This window comes from Streptomyces sp. NPDC107528 (assembly GCF_055639295.1).
This window is the reverse complement of sequence record NZ_JBVKAV010000011.1, coordinates 1-19,103: the sequence shown is the minus strand read 5'-3', so window position 1 is coordinate 19,103 and position 19,103 is coordinate 1. Positions and strand designations below refer to the sequence as shown.

Sequence of the window (19,103 nt, the reverse complement as noted above, 5' to 3'; positions counted from 1 at the left end):
CACGAGGCTCAGTGACCCATCGGCCCTGTCCCGCACAATTTCGGACGCCCCCAGACCCGCCTCACTCGCCATCGCACACGCCTCCACGCCGGCGCCGCGCACCCGAGCGGGCCCCTCCCGACGGGCACCGCGCATGACGTCCGCCGGCTCACCGGCGGCACCCGGCGCACCTGTGGAGGCATCCGGGCCTTCGCCCGGCGTGCACGCGGGTTGCTCAGCACCGGCGCCCCGCTCGAAAGCGGGCGGCAGTTGGGTGGCACCGGCCTCGGACTGTGCCGTCTGCCGAGAGCTCATGATCCGCCTCGCCCGGCGTCGCGCCGGAGGTTTTGGCCGAAGGTCGGTTTCACGGGCGTGCTCCTTGTCGTGCTCCGGGTGCGGTGGTGTCAGCGGGCCGGTGTGACGGGTGCCAGCCACATGCCGACGACCGCGTCGGCGAGGCCCGTGGCGGCGTCGTCCCAGCTGGAGCGGGGGGTGGGGGTGTGCTCGGCGAGAGCGCGCTCGCGGTCGGCGGCCACGTGGACGATCAGATGGCGGACCATCTCACCGCGTTCGGCGCTCACCTCGGCCGGGAGGTCGGGCAGGCACCGTTCGAGACCCTCGATGATCGTCTGGAGGGACGGGGAGGTGAGCGCCTCCTCGACCATGATCCGGTGCAGTGCCGGATCGGAGACGACCTGGGCGCAAAACCGCGCGTACCAGGTGGGGCTGCCGAGTGCGGCGAGGTGTTCGAGCACCGGGCGGACCAGGCAGTCCACCCAGCCGCGCACGTCGTCGGGGTCCGCCAGGTCGGCGAGCAGCCGGGCGCGGATCTCCTCTATGCGCGCGGCGTGCTTGCGGACGATGGCGCGGACCAGGTCGGCCTTGGTGCCGAAGTGGTAGCCGACCGCGGTGTTGTTGCCCTGCCCCGCGGCCTCGCTGACCTGACGGTTGGACACCGCGTAGACCCCGTGTTCGGCGAAGAGCCGCTCGGCCGCGGTCAGGAGCAGCTCCCTGGTCGCGCTGACCTGTTCCTCCCGCAGCGTCCTGCCTGCCATGTTCACCACCGCACCGGGACTTCGCAGAGCACCGCGACGGCCAGTCCCTCGAGCCGCACGCGGTTTCACAGACCTACAATCTAAGTCACTTGATTGAAAGAAGACGGTGACGGCGAAGACGGTGACATCGAGGGCAGCGGCGACGAAGACGGTGGACATGGTGAAGCGGGCCGCACCTGGCGTCATGGGCATGCGGGCGCCGGTGCGACAGGCCGGACGCGCGACCATCCATCTGACGGTGGCCGCCTCGATGGCCTTCGGCATGTACCTCTTCATCACCGTGCTGCTGATCACCGCCATCGGGACGGTCACGGTGATCGGTGCCTGGCTGCTGCCCGAGACGGTGCTGCTGGTGCGGCGGATCGCCGGGGCCAAGCGGCGTTCGACGGCCGCCTGGACGGGGCGGGAGGTCCCCGAGGCGTACCAGGTCATCGACGGCCCGCTCACCGAACGGCTACGGACGGCCGTGCGCGATCCCGGCACGCTCACCGACCTGCGCTGGATGGCCGCCTTCTACGTCTACGGCGCGCTGCTCGTCCTCGCCCTGCCGCTGTGGCCCGTCGGCCTGGTCGTGGACGGCGTGGGCTGCGGACTGCTGCGTCGGCGGGCCGTCGTCCTGCCGTGCATCACGCGTCTGGCAGACCTGGAGGCCGGCTGGTCGACGTCGCTGCTCCGGCCGTCGCCCAAGGCGCTGCTGGCCGCCCGGGTCGAGCGGTTGACCGCGATCCGGGCCGACGCGATCGCCGCGCACGGCGCCGAGCCGCGCCGTATCGAGCGGGTCCTGCACGACGGCACGCAGGCCCGGCTGGTGGCGCTGTCCATGCGGATCGGCCTCGCCAAGCGTGCCTACGACCATGATCCGGGCGCCGCACGCAAGCTCCTGGACGACGCCCAGGAGCAGGCCGAGCAGGCGCTGACCGAGTTGCGGCACGTGGTGCGCGGCATCCATCCGCCGATCCTGACCGACCGCGGCCTGGTCGGTGCGGTCCGGGCGCCGGCCGCCGGCGCCGGGGTGCGGGTGACCGTGGACGTGGCGGGGCTGGAGGACGACGGCCCGAGGTCCCCGGCGGCCGTGGAGGCAGCCGCCTACTTCGTGGTGGCCGAGGCCCTCACCAACGTCGCCAAGCACAGCGGCTCACCGACGGCGACGGTGCGCATCGCCCGTATGCGGCGGGCTGCAGGTCGAGGTGGCCGATCAGGGCCACGGCGGGGCCGCCGAGCCGAGCGGTTCGGGACTGCTCGGGATGCGGCGGCGGGTGGCGGCGCTCGACGGGACGCTGCGCGTGTCGAGCCCCGCGGGCGGGCCGACGGTCGTCGAGGTGGAGCTGCCGTGCGTGTGGTGAGCCCGCGGCCGTGCGCGGCCACGGCCCGGCTGTCCTGCTCGGGGATGACATGACCCGCGTCACGTACTGCGTTCCGAGTAGGCACGATTGTCGGCAGCCGCACGACGACATCGCGGGCCGATCCGGGAAAGCTGAGCCCTGTCCAACGATCCGGAACCGGAAGACTCTCCGCCCATGACCATCCGCGTCCTGCTCGCCGACGACCAGGCCCTGCTGCGGGCCACCTTCCGGATCCTGATCGACTCCTGCCCTGACATGGAGGTCGTCGGCGAGGCCGCCGACGGCGCCGAGGCCGTCGACCTCGCCCGGACCCACCGGCCCGACCTGGTCGTGATGGACATCCGCATGCCCGGCACCGACGGACTGGCCGCCACGTCCGCGATCTGTGCCGATCCGGACCTCACGGCGGTGCGGGTGCTGATCCTCACCACGTTCGAGATCGACGCGTACGTCGCGCAGGCGCTGCGCGCCGGGGCGAGCGGCTTCCTCGGCAAGGACGTCACCGCGGACGTGCTGCTCGACGGCATCCGGACCGTGGCCGCCGGCGAGTCCCTGCTCTCCGCCACCGCGACCCGCACGCTGATCACCCGGTTCCTGGCCTCCCCCGCCGAGAGCTCGCAGTCGGCCGCGCCCGAGCACCTCGCCGCCCTCACCGCACGCGAGCGGGAGGTCATGGCGTGGGCGGCCGAGGGCCACTCCAACGAGGAGATCGCCGAGAAGCTCTTCGTCAGCCCGCTGACCGTGCGCACCCATGTCCATCGCGCCATGACGAAGCTGGGCGCCCGCGACCGTGCCCAACTCGTCGTGATGGCCTATCAGTCGGGCCTGGTACGGGCCGTTCCGCCGAACGGCGATCAATGAGGTCCCGTCCGCCGTCCGGGTAAAGCCGCCGTTCAGGCGAAAACGGCCGCCAGGGTGCGTGGCGGCGCGCCAGCGCGTCGAGAACTGACCCGTGAGTCTGCCGCTGATCCCTCCGATGCTCGCCACACCCGGCACCCTGCCGCCCACGGCGCAGGACGCGCGCTGGGCGTACGAGACCAAGCAGGACGGCCAGCGGGCGGTGATCTATCTGGAGGGGGACGGCAGCCTGCTGCTGCGCGCCCGTTCCGGTGAGGACATCACGGCCGCCTATCCCGAACTGCGGCCGCTGGGCGGCGCGCTCGGCACCACACCGGCCGTACTCGACGGGGAGATCATGGCGCTGGACGAAGAGGGCCACGCCGACTTCCAGTTGCTGCAGTCCCGCATGGGCCTCGCGCACGCCCCGGCTCGGGCCGCCCGGATGGCCGCGCAGACCCCCGTCCACCTGGTCCTCTTCGACGTACTGCACCTGGCGGGCAGCTCCCTGCTCAAGGTCCCCTACTCCCGGCGGCGCGGGCAGTTGGAGGGCCTCGACCTGGGCGGGCCGTACTGGTCGACGCCGGGCGCGCTGGTGGGACACGGCCCAGAGGCACTGGCGGCCACCCGTGAGCACGGGCTGGAAGGGCTGGTGTGCAAGCGGCTGGACTCTGTGTACGAGCCCGGGGTGCGCTCCCGCGCCTGGATCAAGATCCGCAACATGCGCAGCGAGGACGTGATCGTCGGCGGGTGGCTGCCCGGCAAGGGACGGCTCACCGGCCTGCCGGGCGCGCTGCTGGTCGGCCAGTACGCGGCCCGGCGGCTGCGCTACGTGGGCGGCGTGGGAACCGGCTGGAGCGAGGCCGAACGGGCTCACCTGGCCGAACTGTTGCAGGCGTCCGAGACGGACACCTGCCCCTTCGACCCCGCCCCGCGCGTGCCGGGCGCGCACTGGGTGCTGCCCCGGCTGGTCGGCGAGGTCCGCTACAGCGTCCGCACCCGGTCCGGGATGCTGCGCCAGCCGTCCTGGCTGCGCCTGCGGCCGGACCTCACGCCGCAGGACGCGTCGGCCGACATCCCCGACGACCTCTGACACGCACGTCTGACACGAGCGTCCGACACGCCCGCAGGACACCGACGTCCGGCACACAGGTTGGGCGGCAACTATTGCGCTGTCCTTCACCCACCGGTACGCCCGTGGCTCTTGGCGCGTAAGTGAAAACCGGGGATCCTGAACTGCCTTTCCCCCCACAGCCGTTGGGCTGCGCCCGGACCCCGAGGAGACGCAGTGTCGTCAACCACCTTCCGCACGCATGGCAAGAGATGGCTCACCGGTCTGGCCGGTGCCGCCGCACTGGTCGTCGCCTTCCCCAGCGTCGCCTTCGCCGCCCCGCCGGCGGCGCTGCCCGCCAACGCCGACTCGGCCGAGAAGACCTACCAACCGGCGTTCGACTACGACACCGACGGCTGCTACTCCACCCCGGCCATCGGCCCCGACGGAACCGTCAACGGCGGCCTCAACCCCACCGGTGCGCTCAACGGCAACTGCCGGGACGCCTCGGACCTCGACAACACGAACGGCTACTCCCGCTACAAGTGCAACAACGGCTGGTGTGCCTACATGTACGGCCTGTACTTCGAGAAGGACCAGGCGGTGGCGGGCAGCAGCATAGGCGGGCACCGACACGACTGGGAGCACGTCGTGGTGTGGGTGCAGAACAACGCGGTGCAGTACGTCTCGACGTCCAACCACGGCTCGTTCACGATCAGTCCGGCGTCGTCGGTGCGCTTCGACGGCACGCACGCGAAGATCGTGTACCACAAGGACGGCATCAGCACGCACTGCTTCCGGCTCGCCAACTCCAATGACGAGCCGCCGGAGAACCACAAGGGCACCTGGCAGTATCCGTCGCTGGTCGGCTGGAACGGCTATCCGGCGGGCGTGCGCGACAAGCTGGTCGCGTACAACTTCGGCAGCGCCAACTTCGGCCTGAAGGACGGCAGCTTCGCCAGCCACCTGGCGTCGGCGAAGCCGTCGGGGATCACGTTCGACCCCAACGCCTGATCCCTTCGGCTCCGAACCTGAGCCCGAGTCACATCGGGCGCGGGACCTAGGCCCCCCGGCGCCTGGGCTTCCGTCCCGCGCCCGATCCCTGCGCACCGGGGTGCGACATAGCGTCCGGTTCATGGACACGATCGCCACGAGCGGACACTTCGAAGAAGCCCTTGAACGCCTCCACGCATCCGGCCCGGAACGGGAGGGCTGGCTGTCCAACCACGCCCCCATGGTCGTCGAGGCGCTCGCCGCCCACGGACACGCGGGCGCCGTCCACCGCTGGGTGGACCTCTACCGGGACAAGCTGGAGGACTTCCCCGACCGCGTCGCCCCCGTCACGGACGACAACTGGCGTGCGGCGCTGGGGGATCCCCGGCGGATCACGGACTGGACCGACCACTACTCCCGTGTGCTCGCCGAGCGTCCGTGGCGCGGCGTCCTCGCCGAGTGGTGGCCGCGCCTGCTGCCCGGACTGTACGGCGGTGCCACTCATACGGTCATCCGTGTCGGCCATGCCGTGCGCGCTCTCGAAGCGGACGAGAACGCGCCCCGGCTCACCGAACTCGCGCACGCGCTGGGCTACTGGGCGGCACGGCATCAGCCCGTGACCGGTGTCTCCCCGCTGCCCGGCGCGCCGACCGCCACGGCCGCCCTGGACGCCGTACCCGCGATCGAGGCCGGGCACCTGGGATTCCGGAACCGGCTGTCCGCCGTACGCCGACTGCCCGCCTGGGCGGACGACGTGACCGACCCGGAGACGGCCCGCGAGCGGCTCACCGAACTCGTGCACGCCGCGACCCACCGCTACGCCACCCACGGTCACGGCGAGCCGACCATGCTCGTGCACGCGGCCACCGCGCCCAACGCCGTGCTGCGCACACTGGGTTCGCTGCCGCGCGACCAGTGGGTGCCGAGCCTGCGGGCGGCCTGGACGGCGTCCGCGGCGGTCACGGCGATGTACGCCCCCGTCGAGGCCGTTGCCTGCACCCCGGCTGCCCGGCTGACGCGCGAGGAGGTCATGGAGCTGGCTCTCGCCCACGGTGACGAGCACGTCATCAAGTTCACCGACACCGCGCTGGACGTCGGTGACGACGTCGCCCTCGCGGCGGCCCAGCGCGCCGTCGAGATCAGCTCGCCCCTGGTGTGAACCGCCCGTCGGCCAGGGCATCTCCCAGGGCCGTCCGCCCGTACAGCACGTAGTAGCCCTGACGCCGCGACTCCAGCAGGCCCGCCTCCCGCAGAACCGACAGATGGGCCGACACGGTCGACGGGGCGAGCCCGTGACGGCACGCCAGGTCCGTCGTCGAGGCGGGCACTGCGAGACCGGCGAGGACGGCCCCGCGCTGGTGGCCGACGAGGCGGGCGAGTGCCTCCGGCGGACGTGGCGCCGGGGTGGTGTGCAGATGGCCCATGCCTCGGGCGGGGTAGATGAGCGACGGCTGCCAGGGCCGGGCGAAGCCGCTCACCACGTCCGGCCACACGAACACGCTCGGCATGAGCAACACACCCCTGCCGTCGGGCCGTTGAACATCCGCCACATCGGCGTACCTGCGCAGGGTGAGCGTCTGGCCGGCCCATTCCACGGCCGGGTGCAGGCCGGTGAGCAGCGCGTCGAGGCCGCCGTCCGCGGCCCGGCGCGAGCGGTGCGCGATGTCCGCCTCCAGGACGGCACGGTGGCGCGGCCAGTCCGGGGCGAGCAGCACGTGCCAGGCCCGCTCGGTGAGGTCGGCCAGGCGCCGGACGGTGGCGGCGGGGTCGTCGAGCGCGGCGCGCCCTTGGGGCGACTCGGCGAGTTCGGGGGTGCAGGCCAGCGAGCGGGTCATCTCGGCATGGGCCAGGACGGGATCGGTGGCGCGCATCCTCGCAAGCTCGTCCTCGATGGTGGGGTACGGCTCCTGCGGCGGCGGGCCGAGGAAGTCCGGGGTGTAGCCGCCGACGGGCGGGATGAACAGCCACAGCTCTGCCAGGTCGAGGCGGGCGACAGCACGGCGCATGCGGCGCAGCCAACCTCGGTGGTAGCCGTGCCGGGCGGGCCGGCGGAGCATGCGCAGCGCCTCGTGGGTCTGGCACAGCGGCGAGATCGCGAACCGGCAGCGGGTGAGGTCGGCGGTGCCGAGGTGCAGGGCGAGCGGCATGGCGACCCCCGTCGTGAGCAGCGATTCGTCCTGGACCGAAAGAGTAGAGGCGTCCGCCGCGGCCCCGCACGCTTGCCCCGACTCCCCCTGTCGGAAAGGCGGATGGATGGGCAACGTACGTCCGGCACCCTGGCGGCGTGCCGCCGTCGTCGCGGCGCTGATGCTGGCGGCGTTCACCTTCAACACCACCGAGAACCTCCCGGTCGGCCTGCTCGCACTCATGGCGGACGATCTGCGGGTGCCGCTCACCGCCGTGGGCGCCCTGGTCACCGGCTACGGGCTGACCGTGGCCGTCGTGTCCCTGCCCCTCGCCCATGTCACCCGGTCGGTGCCGCGCCGTTATCTGCTCGCCGGGCTGCTGGGGCTGCTCGCCGTGGGCAGTTGGGTGTCGGCGCTGGGCGGTGTGTCGTACGGGGTGCTGCTGGCGGCGCGGGTGGCGACGGCGTTGGCGCAGGCGGTTTTCTGGTCGGTCATGGGGCCGGTCGCGGTCGGTCTGTTCCCACCCGAGCGCCGAGGGCGGATCATCGGGCTGCTGTCCGTCGGTGGTTCCCTCGCCACGGTGGCCGGGGTACCGGCCGGGACCTGGCTCGGTGGGCACACCGGCTGGCGGACGCCCTTCGCCCTGCTCGGCGTGCTCGCGCTCGTCTCGCTCGTGGCCGTCGGCGCCCTGCTGCCGTCGTCCCGCCCGCGGGACGGCCACTCCGCGTACGGCGCCACCCCCGACCGGCGCAGGTTCCTCGTCGTGCTGGCCGTCACCGTCCTGTCGGTGACCGGTGCCTTCGCCGGGTTCACCTACGTCGTCGCCTTCCTCGACGAGGTCAGCGGGTTCCGCGAGGACGCGGTGAGTGCCGTGCTGCTGGCGTTCGGCGGGGCGGCGCTGGCCGGGGTCACGGTCACCGGGCTCCTCCTCGACCGTTTCCCGCGCGCCACGCTGACCGTGCCGGTGGCGGCGCAGGCGGTGGCGCTGCTCGGCCTCCACGTGGCAGGACATGTCCCGGCCGCGACTGTCGTACTGGTGATGCTGCTCGGCGCCTCGGTCGCGACCGCCTTCATGGCGACACAGAGCCAGGTGCTCCAGGTGGCACCGGGCCGTACCGAGACCGCCCTCGCGGCCAACTCGGCCGCCTACAACGTGGGCATCGCCGCCGGTGCGCTGCTCGGGGGCCTGCTGCTGCCCGCGGTCGGGGTGCGCGGGACGTTCCTGGTCGGCGGGCTGCTCACGGTGGGGGCGCTGGCGGTGCTGACGTGGCCGGTGCGCCGGGACGCCCGGGACCGGGTGGTCGATGGGGGCCGGGCGAGTGACACGGACCGGGCGGGAGAGGGCAAGGGCCGGGCGGGAATGGGGCGGTACGGTGCGGACGCGGGGTTGTGACGGTCTATCGTGGCCGCATGTCCGTGCCTGAACTGATCCGTATCGTCTCCCGCGACTCGCCGATGGCCCTCGCCCAAGTGGAGCGTGTCCGCGCCGAGTTGGCGGCCCTGCACCCCGGTGTGCGCACCGAGGTCGTGCCGGTGAAGACGACCGGTGACAAGTGGATGGGCGACCTGTCCCAGGTCGAGGGCAAGGGGGCGTTCACCAAGGAGGTGGACGCGGCTCTGCTGGCGGGCGAGGCCGATCTCGCCGTGCACTGCGTCAAGGACATCCCCGCCGACCGGCCACTGCCCGCGGGGACGACCTTCGCGGCGTTCCTCAAGCGGGACGACATCCGGGACGCCCTCATCCACCCCGGCGGCCTCACCCTGGACGAGCTCCCGCCCGGGACCCGCATCGGCACCTCGTCGGTGCGCCGGGTCGCCCAGCTGGCCGCCACTCACCAACACCTCGAATGCGTGCCGTTCCGCGGCAACGCCAACCGGCGCCTGGAGAAGCTGGCAGCCGGTGAGGCGGACGCGCTGCTCCTCGCGGTTGCCGGCCTGGAGCGCATCGGCCGCACCGATGTGATCAGCGAGGCCCTCTCCCCCGAGGTCATGATGCCGCCGATCGGCGCGGGCATCCTCGCGCTGCAGTGCCGGGAGGGCGACAGCGAACTCATCGACGCGGTCAGCGGCCTCGGCGACCCGGACACGTACCGGGAGGCCACCGCCGAGCGGATGTTCCTGCATGTCCTGCAGGGGCACTGCAACAGCCCGATCGCCGGGTACGCGCGCGTGGACCGGGGCGGCGAACTGTCCCTGCGGGCGTGCGTCTTCACCCCGGACGGCAAGACGCGGCTCAACGCCCACGAGTGGGCCGGCCGACTGGACCCCGCCACCCTCGGCACGTCGGTCGCGGTCGCACTGCTGCGTCAGGGTGCCCGGGAGATCATCGACGGCATCCCGCACTAGGGCCTGTCGTCCGGGATCGATCTCCACCAGGCGGCGCCCCTCACCGGGGCGCCCGTCAGGCGGTGCCCTCTTCGGCCTGCTCCCGCAGGAAGTTGCTCACCTGGAGCGCGAGGCCGTCGCGCAGGGTGGCGGCGTGGGCGCCGGCGGAGTCCTCCTGGAGGCCGAGGCCGCCGCTCCACAGCCGGCGGTCGGCCCACTCCTCCTCGACGCGCAGCTGGATCTGGACGTCGACCTGGCTCAGGCTCGCCTCCGGGCCGGCGGCGTACAGCACGGCGGTGGCGCGGCGCAGCGGGTAGACGTCGAAGCCCTCGATGAACTGCGAGTTGCGCCAGTCGATGAACGCCGCCTCGCCCTCGCGGCCGATCCGCACGTCGATCTGGCCGTCCTCGAGGTGGATGCCGAGGTGCCGCTCGCCGCGGTTCTCGACGGTGACGCGGACCCGGAAGTACGCGAGCCCCTCCGCGGCCTCGTCGCGTCCGCGCGGCGGCTCGGCGGCTTCCAGTTGGTGGACGCGGACACGCAGACCGGCATGCTCGTCGTACTCGTGCCAGTCCCCGACCACGTTCGGCTCGTACACAATCCACCTCTCGACCCAGAGAGCTGCTTCCTATCTTTGCGCTCAGTGCACTGTCAAATGAGCAGAATGCGCTGTGGCCAGCCCATTCGCCCCCTTGATCACCGATCAAGCCGTGGGCAGGAGGAATCCGCCGACCGGCCCGGTGGGCCTGTTCACCCACGTGCCGCACATCACGTTCCGCACCAAGATCAGCGGGCCAGCCGGCCCAGCAGCGAGGAGGCGGCGGCGATGCCGAGCGCGGCGGCCACGAGCAGGACGGCGAAGTCGAGCGCGAGGTGCGAGGGGGTGCCGAGAAGGAGGCCGCGCAGGGCGTCGACCTGGTAGCTGAGCGGGTTGGCCTTGCTGACCGCCTGGAGCCAGCCCGGCATCACCGACAGCGGGTAGAGGGCGTTGGAGGCGAAGAACAGCGGCATGGTGATGGCCTGCCCGAAGCCCATCAGCCGGTCGCGGCTGAGGACAATGCCGGCGATGGTCATCGACAGACAGGAGAAGAAGGCCGAGCCGAGGACGACGACCGCGGCGACGCCGAGCAGCTTCAGCGGATTCCAGGTCAGCGCCACACCGAGCACCGCCGCGATGACGATCACGACGACCGCCTGCACCAGGGACTTCACCCCGGCCGCGAACGCCTTGCCGGTGATCAGGGCCGAGCGCGGGGTCGGGGTGACGAGCAGCTTGTTGAGGATGCCGGCGTCGCGCTCCCAGATGATCTGGATGCCGTAGAAGATGGCGATGAACATCGCGGACTGGGCGATGATGCCGGGCGCCAGATAGTCGATGTAGGGGATGCCGTCAGTCGGGATCGCCTTGATCCGGGTGAAGGTCTGGCCGAAGATCAGCAGCCAGAGGGCGGGCTGGACCGCGCGGGTGTAGAGCTCGGTGCGGTCGTGGCGCAGCTTCTGAAGCTCGACGGCGCACATGGCGAGGACGCGGGCGGGCAGCACCCGCCAGCCGGCGCGGGGCTCGGGCGGCCGTAGCAGCAGGTCGATACCGCCGGCGCGGTCCCGGTCAGCCGACACGGCGTGCGGTGCGGCGGGTACTTCGGACATCGCGGAAGTCTCCTGAACTCTCGTCGAGCCCACTGCCGGCGATGTCGCGGAAGACGTCCTCCAGCGTGGGCAACGGGTCGGTGCCGGCGGCACCGGCGGCGCGCCGGCGGGCGCCGAGCCCCTCCCTGAGTTCGGCCGGCGTTCCGAGGGCCCGGATGCGGCCGTGGTGCATCAGGCCGACCCGGTCGCAGTACTGGTCGGCCTCGTCCATGTAGTGGGTGGTGACCAGGACCGTCATGCCGGTGGCGGAGCGGACGGCGTTGATGTGCTCCCACACTCCGGTGCGGGCGATCGGGTCGAGGCCGATGGTCGGTTCGTCGAGGATCAGCAGCCGGGGTGCGCTGACCAGGGCCTGGGCGAGTTCGAGGCGGCGGACCATGCCGCCCGAGTAGGTGCCGGCGAGCCGGTCGGCGGCGTCGGTGAGGCCGACCGCGGCCAGTGCCTGGGCGACCCGTGCGGCGCGTTCGCGACGGGGCACGTCGAAGACTCGGGCGAACAGGACGACGTTCTCGCGGCCGGTCAGGCCCGAGTCGGCGGACAGCTGCTGCGGGACGTAGCCGAGCAGGCGACGTACGGCCATGCGGTCGCCTGCCGCGTCGTGCCCGAAGACGCTGACCATGCCCGTGGGCACCGGCAGGAGGGTGGTGATGCAGCGGATCGCCGTGGTCTTCCCGGCGCCGTTGGGACCGAGCAGGCCGAAGACCTCGCCCTGCGCCACCGTCAGGTCGAGTCCGTCCACCGCGTTGGTGTCACCGAAGGCGTAGGCCAGCCCGGTGCAGGCCACGGCCTCGGTGACAGCGTCGTGTGTCATGGTCGCTCCGTCTCCTCGCGCAGTGAGTCGGCCAGTCTGCGCAGCGCCGGGATCGCCGCGAGCAGTGTCTCCCGGTCCGGCTCGTCGAGCCGGGACAGCTGGTGGCGGACGAGATCGGCGCGCCGTCTGCGCCACTCGCTCAGCCGGGCCTCGGCCGCGGGGGTGGGCAGCAGTCGGGCGGCGCGGCGGTCGGCGGGGTCGGTCTCGCGGAGCAGGTAGCCCTGCCGGGCCAGCTGGTTGACCAGCGTGGACACCGAATTGCCCGCCAGGTACAGCTCCTTGGCGGCGTCCGAGATCCCGATGCCGGGCCGTTCCACGATCAGCCGCAACAGCTCGACCTCCGCGCCGCGCAGCTGCGGGGCGGTCATGTCGCGCCGCAGCCGGCGTCGGATCAGTCGCTGGACTCCGACGAGCGCGTCGGCGAGTTCCTCGGGGAAGGCCGAGTCGCCTTCCACGTGGTTTTCCACGTCGTCTTCCACGTCGTCGAGATTACCTCTGTAGCAGAGGTAATAACCCCCAAGGAAGGGTCAAGGGCGGCTGCGTGTCCCTGCCGGACGTCGAGTGAATCCGCCGTCACATGTAGCCGCATTCATGAATTTTGTTTCGGATGCCCTATCATGGGGAAAAGTGACATATGTGCTTCGGACAGGAGGCACGTCCGTGGGAGCCGGCCCGCCCGGACCCTGGGTGACCTCCTGAGGTCCGAGTGCGTGCCTCCTACGGTGTCTTGTCCAGTCAGCACCGCTGAGGGAGGTGCGCACCTTATGAGTGCCACCACCAGAACGAAGCAGCACCCCCACGACGACGCCCCCGACACCGCGGCGGCCTTCGACCACCTTCTCGGACTGCCCGAGGGACCCGAGCGCAAGCTGCTCAGGGACGAGCTGGTCCAGGCCTGGTTGCCCATGGCCGAGCGGATCGCCGTCCGCTTCAAGGGCCGCGGCGAGTCCCTGGAAGACCTGTACCAGGTGGCGGCCCTGGGTTTGGTGAAGGCCGTCGAGCATTACGACCCGGCACGCGGCCACGCCTTCGAGGCGTACGCCGTCCCCACCATCACCGGCGAGATCAAGCGGCACTTCCGCGACCACATGTGGACGCTGCATGTGCCGCGCCGGGTCCAGGACCTGCGCAACCGGGTACGGAGCTCCATGAAGGAGCTGTCGCAGAGCACCTCGGGGCACGCGCCCACCGTCGCCGAGATCGCCGAGCACGCGCAGCTGAGCGAGAGCGAGGTGCGCGCCGGGATGGAGGCACTGGAGTGCTTCTCCGCACTGTCGCTGGAGGCGGAGATGCCCGGCACGGACGGCTACGCACTGGGAGACGCCCTGGGCGGCCCGGATCCGGCGTACGAAGTGGTCGTCGACCGCGTGACGGTCAAGCCGTGTCTGCAACGGCTCCCGGAACGTGAGCGGACCATCCTCTACCTCCGCTTCTTCGGCGGGATGACCCAGAGCCGCATCGCACAGCAGCTCGGCATCTCGCAGATGCACGTCTCCCGCCTGCTGAGCGGCTGCTTCGCCCAGCTGCGCGAGGAGATACTCGCCGAAGCCCGGTGATGCCGGAGCAGTGAGTCAGTCCTCGGACGATCCCGGAATCTGCGTCGGGCCGTAACGCTCCAGGGCCTCTTCCAGTTCGACGCGGATCTCCGGCGGCATCTCCCCGTTCCGGCCCCAGATGAGAATCAGCTCCGCGACATGGCGGAGCTTGATGTTCGTGTGCTGGGAGACGTCCTTCAGCACCGCCCATCCCTGCTCCGGCGCCACGCGGCCGAGGGCGACGATCATCCCGATTGCCTGGTCCACGACGGCGTGCGAGACCATCGCCTCCTTGAGCTGTTCGACTTCCTCTTCCAGCTCGATGATCCTGTCGGTCCCGTCCGCGGGCTCGTGCGGTGTCGCTGCCACGCCACCATGGTCGCCGCTTTGCCTGCCTCGTGCCAGCGAAGGGCGGGGTCACTCCGGGCCGTTTCGGCGCCACGCCGGGGGTACTCGGCAGGCCTCGAAGCGAATCCGGCTGGACACTGATACAAGACCGGTGGCCGCCGGCTCGGGCGAGAACCAGGACAGCGACTGCCATGAACCACGATGCGACAAGCTCCAACAGCACGGCCGAGGTCGTGTCCACGCACTCCGTGTTCGGCGCACCCTGCTGGGTGAGTCTGACCAGCCGTGATCTCGACGTCACCCACGGGTTCTACAGCGCCGTGCTGGGGTGGCGCTGGCGGCCCGCCAAGCTGGGCGACCGCTTCTGGGTCGCGCTCGCGGACAGCGTGCCGGTGGCCGGGGTCGCGGCGGTCGCCACGATGTGGCAGATGGCCGTGGCCTGGACCCCCTACTTCGCCGTGCCCAGCGCCGACGAGGCCGTGGCGCGGGTGCAGGAGCGGGGCGGCACATCGGCCGTCGGCCCGCTCTCCCTGCCGCCCGGGCGCGCGGCGCTGCTGGCCGACCGGGACGGGGCGACCTTCGGTGTCTGGGAGGGAGAGCTCCCCTCCAACTGGGAGACCTGGCGGCGTGCCGCGCCCACGTTCATCCGGCTCCACACCCGCGACGCGTTCGACGCGGCCATGTTCTACGGCGAGGTCCTCGACTGGGCGTCGGAGCGGGCCGGCTGCTGCGAGGTCCGCTACGAGGGCGGCGAGGTGGTGCTGCGCAGCCGGGGCGATGTCGTGGCGCGGATCGAGTCGGGGGCGTTGGAGGCTGCGCCCGACCCGACGATTCGGCCGCACTGGCAGGTGCATTTCGCGGTCGCGGACGTGGGGGCTTGTGCGCGGGCGGCCGAGCGGCATGGGGGGAGCGTGTTGTCGAAGGGGAGTGACGAGGCTGTGCTGCGGGATCCTGACGGGGCGCAGTTCACGGTGACTTCGCGGCGTTCCCGCTAACGCTCGCTCGGAGTGCGACTACTGGGGTGCCGCGGTGGGTTCGTGGTCAGGTTCGTGGTCGTCTGCGGGCTCGATGCGGTTGGTCGCGCAGTTCCCCGCGCCCCTACCGGCGTTGCCGCGAGGGCGTCGACAGGAGGGCCAGGCTGCGGCGTTCGATCAGAAGAGCGGTGCCTGCCTTGTACTCCGACTCGTCCGGCGGGCCCTGTGGTTCGGCCGTGTCGATCAGCGGGGTCCAGCGGTCGCCCAAGGTGGCGTCCGGCAGTTGGAACTCCACCGGCTCCCAGTAGCTGTTGAGCAGGAGCAGGAAGGAGTCGTCCACCACCGGGCGGCCGCACCAGTCGGGTTCGGCGATGGCGTCGCCGTTGAGGAAGACGGCCACCGAGTGGGCGTCGGGGTCCTGCCAGTCCTCGTCCGTCATCTCGCGGCCGTCCGGGAGCAGCCACACCAGGTCGGGCAGCGGCTGGTCGGGGTGGGTGGCCGTCTCGCCCTTGAAGAAGCGGCGGCGGCGCAGGACGGGGTGAGCAGCGCGCAACCCGATGACGTAACGGGTGAAGTCGGCGAGTGCGCGCTGCTCGTCGGTGAGTCCCCAGTCGATCCAGGAGACGTCGTTGTCCTGGCAGTAGGCGTTGTTGTTGCCGCGCTGGGTGCGGCCGAGTTCGTCGCCGTGGCCGAGCATGGGGATGCCCTGCGAAAGCATCAGCGTGGCGATGAAGTTGCGCTGCTGACGGGCGCGCAGCCGGCGCACGGCGGGGTCGTCGGTGTCGCCTTCCGCGCCGCAGTTCCAGGACCGGTTGTGGCTCTCGCCGTCCCGGCTGCCCTCGCCGTTGGCCTCGTTGTGCTTGTCGTTGTACGAGACGAGGTCGCGCAGGGTGAACCCGTCGTGCGCGGTGACGAAGTTGACGCTGGCGCGCGGGCGGCGCCTGCTGTGCGCGTACAGGTCGGAGGAGCCGGTCAGCCGGGAGGCGAACTCGCCGAGCGAGTCGGGCTCACCGCGCCAGAAGTCCCGTACGGCATCCCGGTACTTGCCGTTCCACTCCGACCACAGCGGCGGGAAGTTGCCCACCTGGTAGCCGCCCTCGCCGACGTCCCACGGCTCGGCGATCAGCTTGACCCTGCTGATCACCGGGTCCTGCTGGATCAGGTCGAAGAACGCCGAGAGCCGGTCCACCTCGTGGAACTGCCGGGCCAGCGTGGCCGCGAGGTCGAAGCGGAAGCCGTCGACGTGCATCTCGGTGACCCAGTAGCGCAGCGAGTCCATGATCAGCTGGAGGACGTACGGGTGGCGCATCAGCAGGCTGTTGCCGGTGCCGGTGGTGTCGTAGTAGTGCGCCCAGTCGCCGTCCACGAGGCGGTAGTAGGAGGCGTTGTCGATGCCGCGGAAGGAGAGGGTGGGGCCCCGCTCGTTGCCTTCGGCGGTGTGGTTGTAGACGACGTCGAGGATCACTTCGAGGCCGGCCTCGTGCAGCGCCTTCACCATCGACTTGAACTCGTTGACCTGCTCACCGCGGGTGCCGTGGGCGGCGTAGGCGTTGTGCGGCGCGAAGAAGCCGATCGTGTTGTAGCCCCAGTAGTTGGACAGCCCCCGGTCGAGCAGCACGCCGTCCTGGACGAACTGGTGCACCGGCATCAGCTCGACTGCGGTCACCCCGAGGGACGTCAGGTGCTCGACGGCCGCGGGGTGCGCGAGCCCGGCGTAGGTGCCGCGCAGCTCCGGCGGGACGTCGGGGTGAGTGGCGGTCAGGCCCCGTACGTGGGTCTCGTAGATGACGGTGTCGGCGTACGGCCGTCTGGGCGGGCGGTCGTCCCCCCAGTCGAAGTACGGCTCGGTCACGACGCCGAGCATGGTGTGCCCGGCGCTGTCGCCCGGGGACGGGGCGCCGGGGGTGCGCTCGAACAGGGAGGCGTGGTTGTCCACCTGGCCGTCGACGGCCCGGCTGTACGGGTCGAGCAGCAGCTTCGCCGGATTGCACCGGTGGCCGAGGCCCGGGTCCCAGGGGCCGTGCACCCGGTAGCCGTAGCGCTGTCCGGGGCCGACACCGGGCAGATAGCCGTGCCAGACGAAGCCGTCGACCTCGGTGAGCGGAATCGGGGTGTGCCGGTCCTTGTCGTCGACCAGGACGAGCTCGACGCGGTCGGCGACCTCGCTGAACAGGGCGAAGTTGGTGCCCTGTCCGTCGAAGGCGGCTCCCAGCGGGTAGGGGTGCCCGCTCCAGGCGGGCACCCCCTTGCTGCCTTTCCGCGCGGTCACCGGGCCTCCTCCAGGACGCCGTCCCGGATGCCCGGCGCGGCCGCGATGGCCGTGACGGGTGCCTCGCGAGGCACCTCGAGCGCCTCGAGCAGGTTGGGCGCGGGCGCGGCCGGCACGAGCGGGGCACGCTCGCCGGCGCGGGCGCGCTGCGAGAACCAGATGATCTTGGCGCCGGTCTCGGTGGCGCAGCACCCCCAGCCGTCGCTCATGGCGGCGAGGTGCTGCAGGCAGGCACGCAGCTCGTGGTCCGGGCGCAGGGCACGGTTGTTGTCGCCGATGGCGGTGATGAGGTGCTGGCCGTTCCACCACATCTCGATCGAGGTGTTCTTGTCCCTCGCGTGCTCGTCGATGGCCCGCAGCAGCATCTCGGTGCTGTGGCGGACGGGCTCGACAAGCGTCTCCAGGTCCCAGTACCTGAGGTGAGCGGCCAGAATTCGGCTGACCTGACCCACCCGTTCGGGGCTGACTTCCACGTCGAGGTGGTAGTAGCAGGGCACTGCGGTCTTCACCGTCGTTACCTCCTCACCGCGAAAGCTCCCGCTCTCCTCGCCCCTGCGGGACGGGCCCCGAGTACGGAGCGTGAGCGCTGATCGCTTCTGAGTGACTCCAGGGTGGGGGCGGTAGGCCATTCGTGCAACAGGAGGACATCCCTGAGGTAGTTGAAGATCCAACAGGACGCTGAGTCGTCGACCGTGCACCATGTGTGAAGACCTCGATACCCGTAACGGAACCCGTGCGTGCGCGCACGGGTTTCCGCCCGACGGTCGGGAAACGCGTCATCGAGTCCGGAAGGTGAACGGCGCCATGCTGCTACCGGCCAAAGCCGAAGTCGCCCGGCAACTGCGGCGATATCGGGCCTGGGAACGCGCCATGCTCGCGGCCCCGGCCGACCTGACGGTCCGTGCCACCTTCGAGGACACCGGCTACACCCTCTGCGTGCTGATGGGAAAGCGCTGCGCACGCGAGGCCGCCGACGCGGCCGAACGCTATCTGCGCAGCACTCCGGCCGCCTACCTCAGCGAGCTGGACGAACGGCCGCGCACGGCGAGCGTCTCGGCGCGGCGGGGCCCGCCGGGAACGCGGCGGTGGACTTTCCAGCGGGAAGGCAGACGTCCTTCCGGCGCAGCTTGAATCCCCCGGCCGGGCCTGGTGCCCGGCCTCGAGCACGGTGGAGGTGAACCATGGGCAGGACCAAGAGCAGGACCGGTGCCGGCACCGGGACCGTCGGCCGCATCCCCGTACGGGACGTACGGCCGGCCGTGGAGTGCGGCAAACACCCGGCCAAGGCCGTCGTGGGAGAGACCTTCGAGGTCACCGCCACCGTGTTCCGCGAGGGCCATGACGCCGTCGCGGCCAATGTCGTACTGACCGACCCGGACGGCCGGCCCGGCCCGTGGACGCCGATGCACGAACTGGCCCCGGGCAGCGACCGCTGGGGCGCCAAGGTGACCCCGTCGGCCATGGGCTGCTGGACGTTTCACGTGGAGGCGTGGAGCGATCCGGTGGCGACCTGGCGGCACCACGCACAGATCAAGATCCCGGCCGGGATCGACGTCGGACTCGTCCTGGAGACGGGCGGCGAGCTGTACGAACGAGCGGCGGCCGGGGTGCCCGACAAGACGGAGCAGGCCACGGTGCGGGCCGCCGCGGACGCGCTGCGGGACGACTCACTGCCGCCCGAGTCACGGCTGGCGGCGGCGTTCGCGGCGAACGTCGACGCGGTGTTGGGGCGGTATCCGCTGCGGGACCTGGTCACCGCCTCGGACCCGCTGCCCCTGCTGGTGGAGCGGGAGCGGGCCCTGTTCGGCTC

The 19,103-nt window shown here is 71.5% G+C and carries 20 protein-coding genes and 1 pseudogene; 11 read left to right on the top strand and 10 right to left on the bottom strand.

Annotated features, from left to right (window positions below):
* Both ACZ7L5_RS31525 and ACZ7L5_RS31520 read right to left on the bottom strand, forming a co-directional pair.
* On the bottom strand, window positions 1-294 hold a 294-nt coding region (locus ACZ7L5_RS31525), incomplete at its 3' end, for a hypothetical protein (RefSeq protein ID WP_471520949.1).
* A gap of 89 nt (window positions 295-383) precedes the next feature.
* On the bottom strand, window positions 384-1,034 hold the full coding sequence (locus ACZ7L5_RS31520; protein WP_363037261.1) for a TetR/AcrR family transcriptional regulator: 651 nt from the start codon (window positions 1,032-1,034) through the stop codon (window positions 384-386).
* 190 nt (window positions 1,035-1,224) lie between these two features.
* Here ACZ7L5_RS31520 and ACZ7L5_RS31515 point away from each other — a divergent pair.
* The 5 genes and pseudogenes from ACZ7L5_RS31515 (at window position 1,225) to ACZ7L5_RS31495 (ending at window position 6,417) form a co-directional block, all read left to right on the top strand.
* Window positions 1,225-2,377: pseudogene (locus ACZ7L5_RS31515) on the top strand (sensor histidine kinase).
* A 174-nt stretch (window positions 2,378-2,551) separates the two neighbouring features.
* Window positions 2,552-3,238: a response regulator transcription factor gene (locus ACZ7L5_RS31510; RefSeq protein ID WP_471520947.1), complete on the top strand. Its 687-nt coding sequence runs from the start codon at window positions 2,552-2,554 to the stop codon at window positions 3,236-3,238.
* A gap of 91 nt (window positions 3,239-3,329) precedes the next feature.
* Entirely contained in the window at window positions 3,330-4,307 is a 978-nt protein-coding gene (ligD, locus tag ACZ7L5_RS31505; RefSeq protein ID WP_471520945.1) for a non-homologous end-joining DNA ligase, read from the top strand.
* A 195-nt stretch (window positions 4,308-4,502) separates the two neighbouring features.
* Entirely contained in the window at window positions 4,503-5,279 is a 777-nt protein-coding gene (locus ACZ7L5_RS31500; protein WP_471520943.1) for an NPP1 family protein, read from the top strand.
* A gap of 121 nt (window positions 5,280-5,400) precedes the next feature.
* Window positions 5,401-6,417: a questin oxidase family protein gene (locus tag ACZ7L5_RS31495; RefSeq protein ID WP_471520941.1), complete on the top strand. Its 1,017-nt coding sequence runs from the start codon at window positions 5,401-5,403 to the stop codon at window positions 6,415-6,417.
* Here the strand turns inward: ACZ7L5_RS31495 and ACZ7L5_RS31490 are convergent.
* Entirely contained in the window at window positions 6,398-7,405 is a 1,008-nt protein-coding gene (locus tag ACZ7L5_RS31490) for a DUF5937 family protein (protein ID WP_471520939.1), read from the bottom strand. The genes ACZ7L5_RS31495 and ACZ7L5_RS31490 overlap by 20 nt on opposite strands.
* A 106-nt stretch (window positions 7,406-7,511) precedes the next feature.
* Here ACZ7L5_RS31490 and ACZ7L5_RS31485 point away from each other — a divergent pair, with 106 nt between their 5' ends.
* Window positions 7,512-8,777 (top strand): MFS transporter, encoded by a 1,266-nt coding sequence (locus ACZ7L5_RS31485; RefSeq protein WP_471520937.1) that lies wholly within the window; start codon window positions 7,512-7,514, stop codon window positions 8,775-8,777.
* A 17-nt stretch (window positions 8,778-8,794) separates the two neighbouring features.
* Entirely contained in the window at window positions 8,795-9,730 is a 936-nt protein-coding gene (gene hemC, locus ACZ7L5_RS31480; RefSeq protein ID WP_471520935.1) for a hydroxymethylbilane synthase, read from the top strand.
* Between the two features lie 55 nt (window positions 9,731-9,785).
* On the opposite strand, the gene ACZ7L5_RS31475 is transcribed toward hemC, so the two are convergent.
* From ACZ7L5_RS31475 to ACZ7L5_RS31460, 4 genes are all read right to left on the bottom strand, one after another.
* The gene (locus ACZ7L5_RS31475) at window positions 9,786-10,307 is read right to left on the bottom strand and encodes a hypothetical protein (RefSeq protein ID WP_328883858.1); all 522 of its coding nucleotides are present in this window, start codon (window positions 10,305-10,307) and stop codon (window positions 9,786-9,788) included.
* Window positions 10,308-10,495: 188 nt separating this feature from the next.
* Window positions 10,496-11,356 (bottom strand): ABC transporter permease, encoded by an 861-nt coding sequence (locus ACZ7L5_RS31470; protein ID WP_471520933.1) that lies wholly within the window; start codon window positions 11,354-11,356, stop codon window positions 10,496-10,498.
* Window positions 11,316-12,167, bottom strand: coding sequence for an ABC transporter ATP-binding protein (locus ACZ7L5_RS31465; protein ID WP_471520931.1), 852 nt, complete (start codon window positions 12,165-12,167; stop codon window positions 11,316-11,318). The genes ACZ7L5_RS31470 and ACZ7L5_RS31465 overlap by 41 nt, the downstream gene beginning before the upstream one ends.
* Window positions 12,164-12,646 (bottom strand): MarR family winged helix-turn-helix transcriptional regulator, encoded by a 483-nt coding sequence (locus ACZ7L5_RS31460; RefSeq protein ID WP_471520929.1) that lies wholly within the window; start codon window positions 12,644-12,646, stop codon window positions 12,164-12,166. Before ACZ7L5_RS31460 ends, ACZ7L5_RS31465 begins: the two co-directional genes overlap by 4 nt.
* A 285-nt stretch (window positions 12,647-12,931) precedes the next feature.
* Here ACZ7L5_RS31460 and ACZ7L5_RS31455 point away from each other — a divergent pair, with 285 nt between their 5' ends.
* Window positions 12,932-13,723: a SigB/SigF/SigG family RNA polymerase sigma factor gene (locus ACZ7L5_RS31455; RefSeq protein WP_471520927.1), complete on the top strand. Its 792-nt coding sequence runs from the start codon at window positions 12,932-12,934 to the stop codon at window positions 13,721-13,723.
* 15 nt (window positions 13,724-13,738) lie between these two features.
* On the opposite strand, the gene ACZ7L5_RS31450 is transcribed toward ACZ7L5_RS31455, so the two are convergent.
* Window positions 13,739-14,071 carry an ANTAR domain-containing protein gene (locus ACZ7L5_RS31450; RefSeq protein ID WP_471520925.1) on the bottom strand — a complete coding sequence of 111 codons (333 nt, stop codon included), beginning with the start codon at window positions 14,069-14,071 and terminating at the stop codon, window positions 13,739-13,741.
* Between the two features lie 170 nt (window positions 14,072-14,241).
* Between ACZ7L5_RS31450 and ACZ7L5_RS31445 the strand changes: the two genes are divergently transcribed.
* Window positions 14,242-15,045, top strand: coding sequence for a VOC family protein (locus ACZ7L5_RS31445; RefSeq protein ID WP_471520923.1), 804 nt, complete (start codon window positions 14,242-14,244; stop codon window positions 15,043-15,045).
* Window positions 15,046-15,148: 103 nt separating this feature from the next.
* Here ACZ7L5_RS31445 and glgX read toward each other — a convergent pair whose 3' ends face one another.
* A complete protein-coding gene (gene glgX / locus ACZ7L5_RS31440) occupies window positions 15,149-17,293 on the bottom strand; it encodes a glycogen debranching protein GlgX (protein ID WP_471520921.1) in 2,145 nt (714 codons plus the stop codon).
* The gene (locus tag ACZ7L5_RS31435; RefSeq protein WP_365062459.1) at window positions 17,290-17,802 is read right to left on the bottom strand and encodes a pep a2; all 513 of its coding nucleotides are present in this window, start codon (window positions 17,800-17,802) and stop codon (window positions 17,290-17,292) included. The genes glgX and ACZ7L5_RS31435 overlap by 4 nt, the downstream gene beginning before the upstream one ends.
* Window positions 17,803-18,097: 295 nt before the next feature.
* On the opposite strand from ACZ7L5_RS31435, the gene ACZ7L5_RS31430 reads away from it, so the two are divergent.
* Together ACZ7L5_RS31430 and ACZ7L5_RS31425 are read left to right on the top strand one after the other, a co-directional pair.
* On the top strand, window positions 18,098-18,424 hold the full coding sequence (locus ACZ7L5_RS31430; protein ID WP_328883850.1) for a DUF5133 domain-containing protein: 327 nt from the start codon (window positions 18,098-18,100) through the stop codon (window positions 18,422-18,424).
* A gap of 50 nt (window positions 18,425-18,474) precedes the next feature.
* A partial coding sequence (locus ACZ7L5_RS31425; RefSeq protein ID WP_471520919.1) for a maltotransferase domain-containing protein occupies window positions 18,475-19,103 on the top strand: 629 nt, incomplete at its 3' end.

Excerpts from the sequence above, each read along its gene's own strand:
- ACZ7L5_RS31520 (WP_363037261.1), bottom strand. The coding sequence starts at position 1,034 with ATGGCAGGCAGGACGCTGCGGGAGGAACAGGTCAGCGCGACCAGGGAG.
- ACZ7L5_RS31510 (WP_471520947.1), top strand. The coding sequence starts at position 2,552 with ATGACCATCCGCGTCCTGCTCGCCGACGACCAGGCCCTGCTGCGGGCC.
- ACZ7L5_RS31495 (WP_471520941.1), top strand. The coding sequence starts at position 5,401 with ATGGACACGATCGCCACGAGCGGACACTTCGAAGAAGCCCTTGAACGC.
- ACZ7L5_RS31490 (WP_471520939.1), bottom strand. The coding sequence starts at position 7,405 with ATGCCGCTCGCCCTGCACCTCGGCACCGCCGACCTCACCCGCTGCCGG.
- ACZ7L5_RS31485 (WP_471520937.1), top strand. The coding sequence starts at position 7,512 with ATGGGCAACGTACGTCCGGCACCCTGGCGGCGTGCCGCCGTCGTCGCG.
- hemC (WP_471520935.1), top strand. The coding sequence starts at position 8,795 with ATGTCCGTGCCTGAACTGATCCGTATCGTCTCCCGCGACTCGCCGATG.
- ACZ7L5_RS31470 (WP_471520933.1), bottom strand. The coding sequence starts at position 11,356 with ATGTCCGAAGTACCCGCCGCACCGCACGCCGTGTCGGCTGACCGGGAC.
- ACZ7L5_RS31465 (WP_471520931.1), bottom strand. The coding sequence starts at position 12,167 with ATGACACACGACGCTGTCACCGAGGCCGTGGCCTGCACCGGGCTGGCC.
- ACZ7L5_RS31455 (WP_471520927.1), top strand. The coding sequence starts at position 12,932 with ATGAGTGCCACCACCAGAACGAAGCAGCACCCCCACGACGACGCCCCC.
- ACZ7L5_RS31445 (WP_471520923.1), top strand. The coding sequence starts at position 14,242 with ATGAACCACGATGCGACAAGCTCCAACAGCACGGCCGAGGTCGTGTCC.
- ACZ7L5_RS31430 (WP_328883850.1), top strand. The coding sequence starts at position 18,098 with ATGCTGCTACCGGCCAAAGCCGAAGTCGCCCGGCAACTGCGGCGATAT.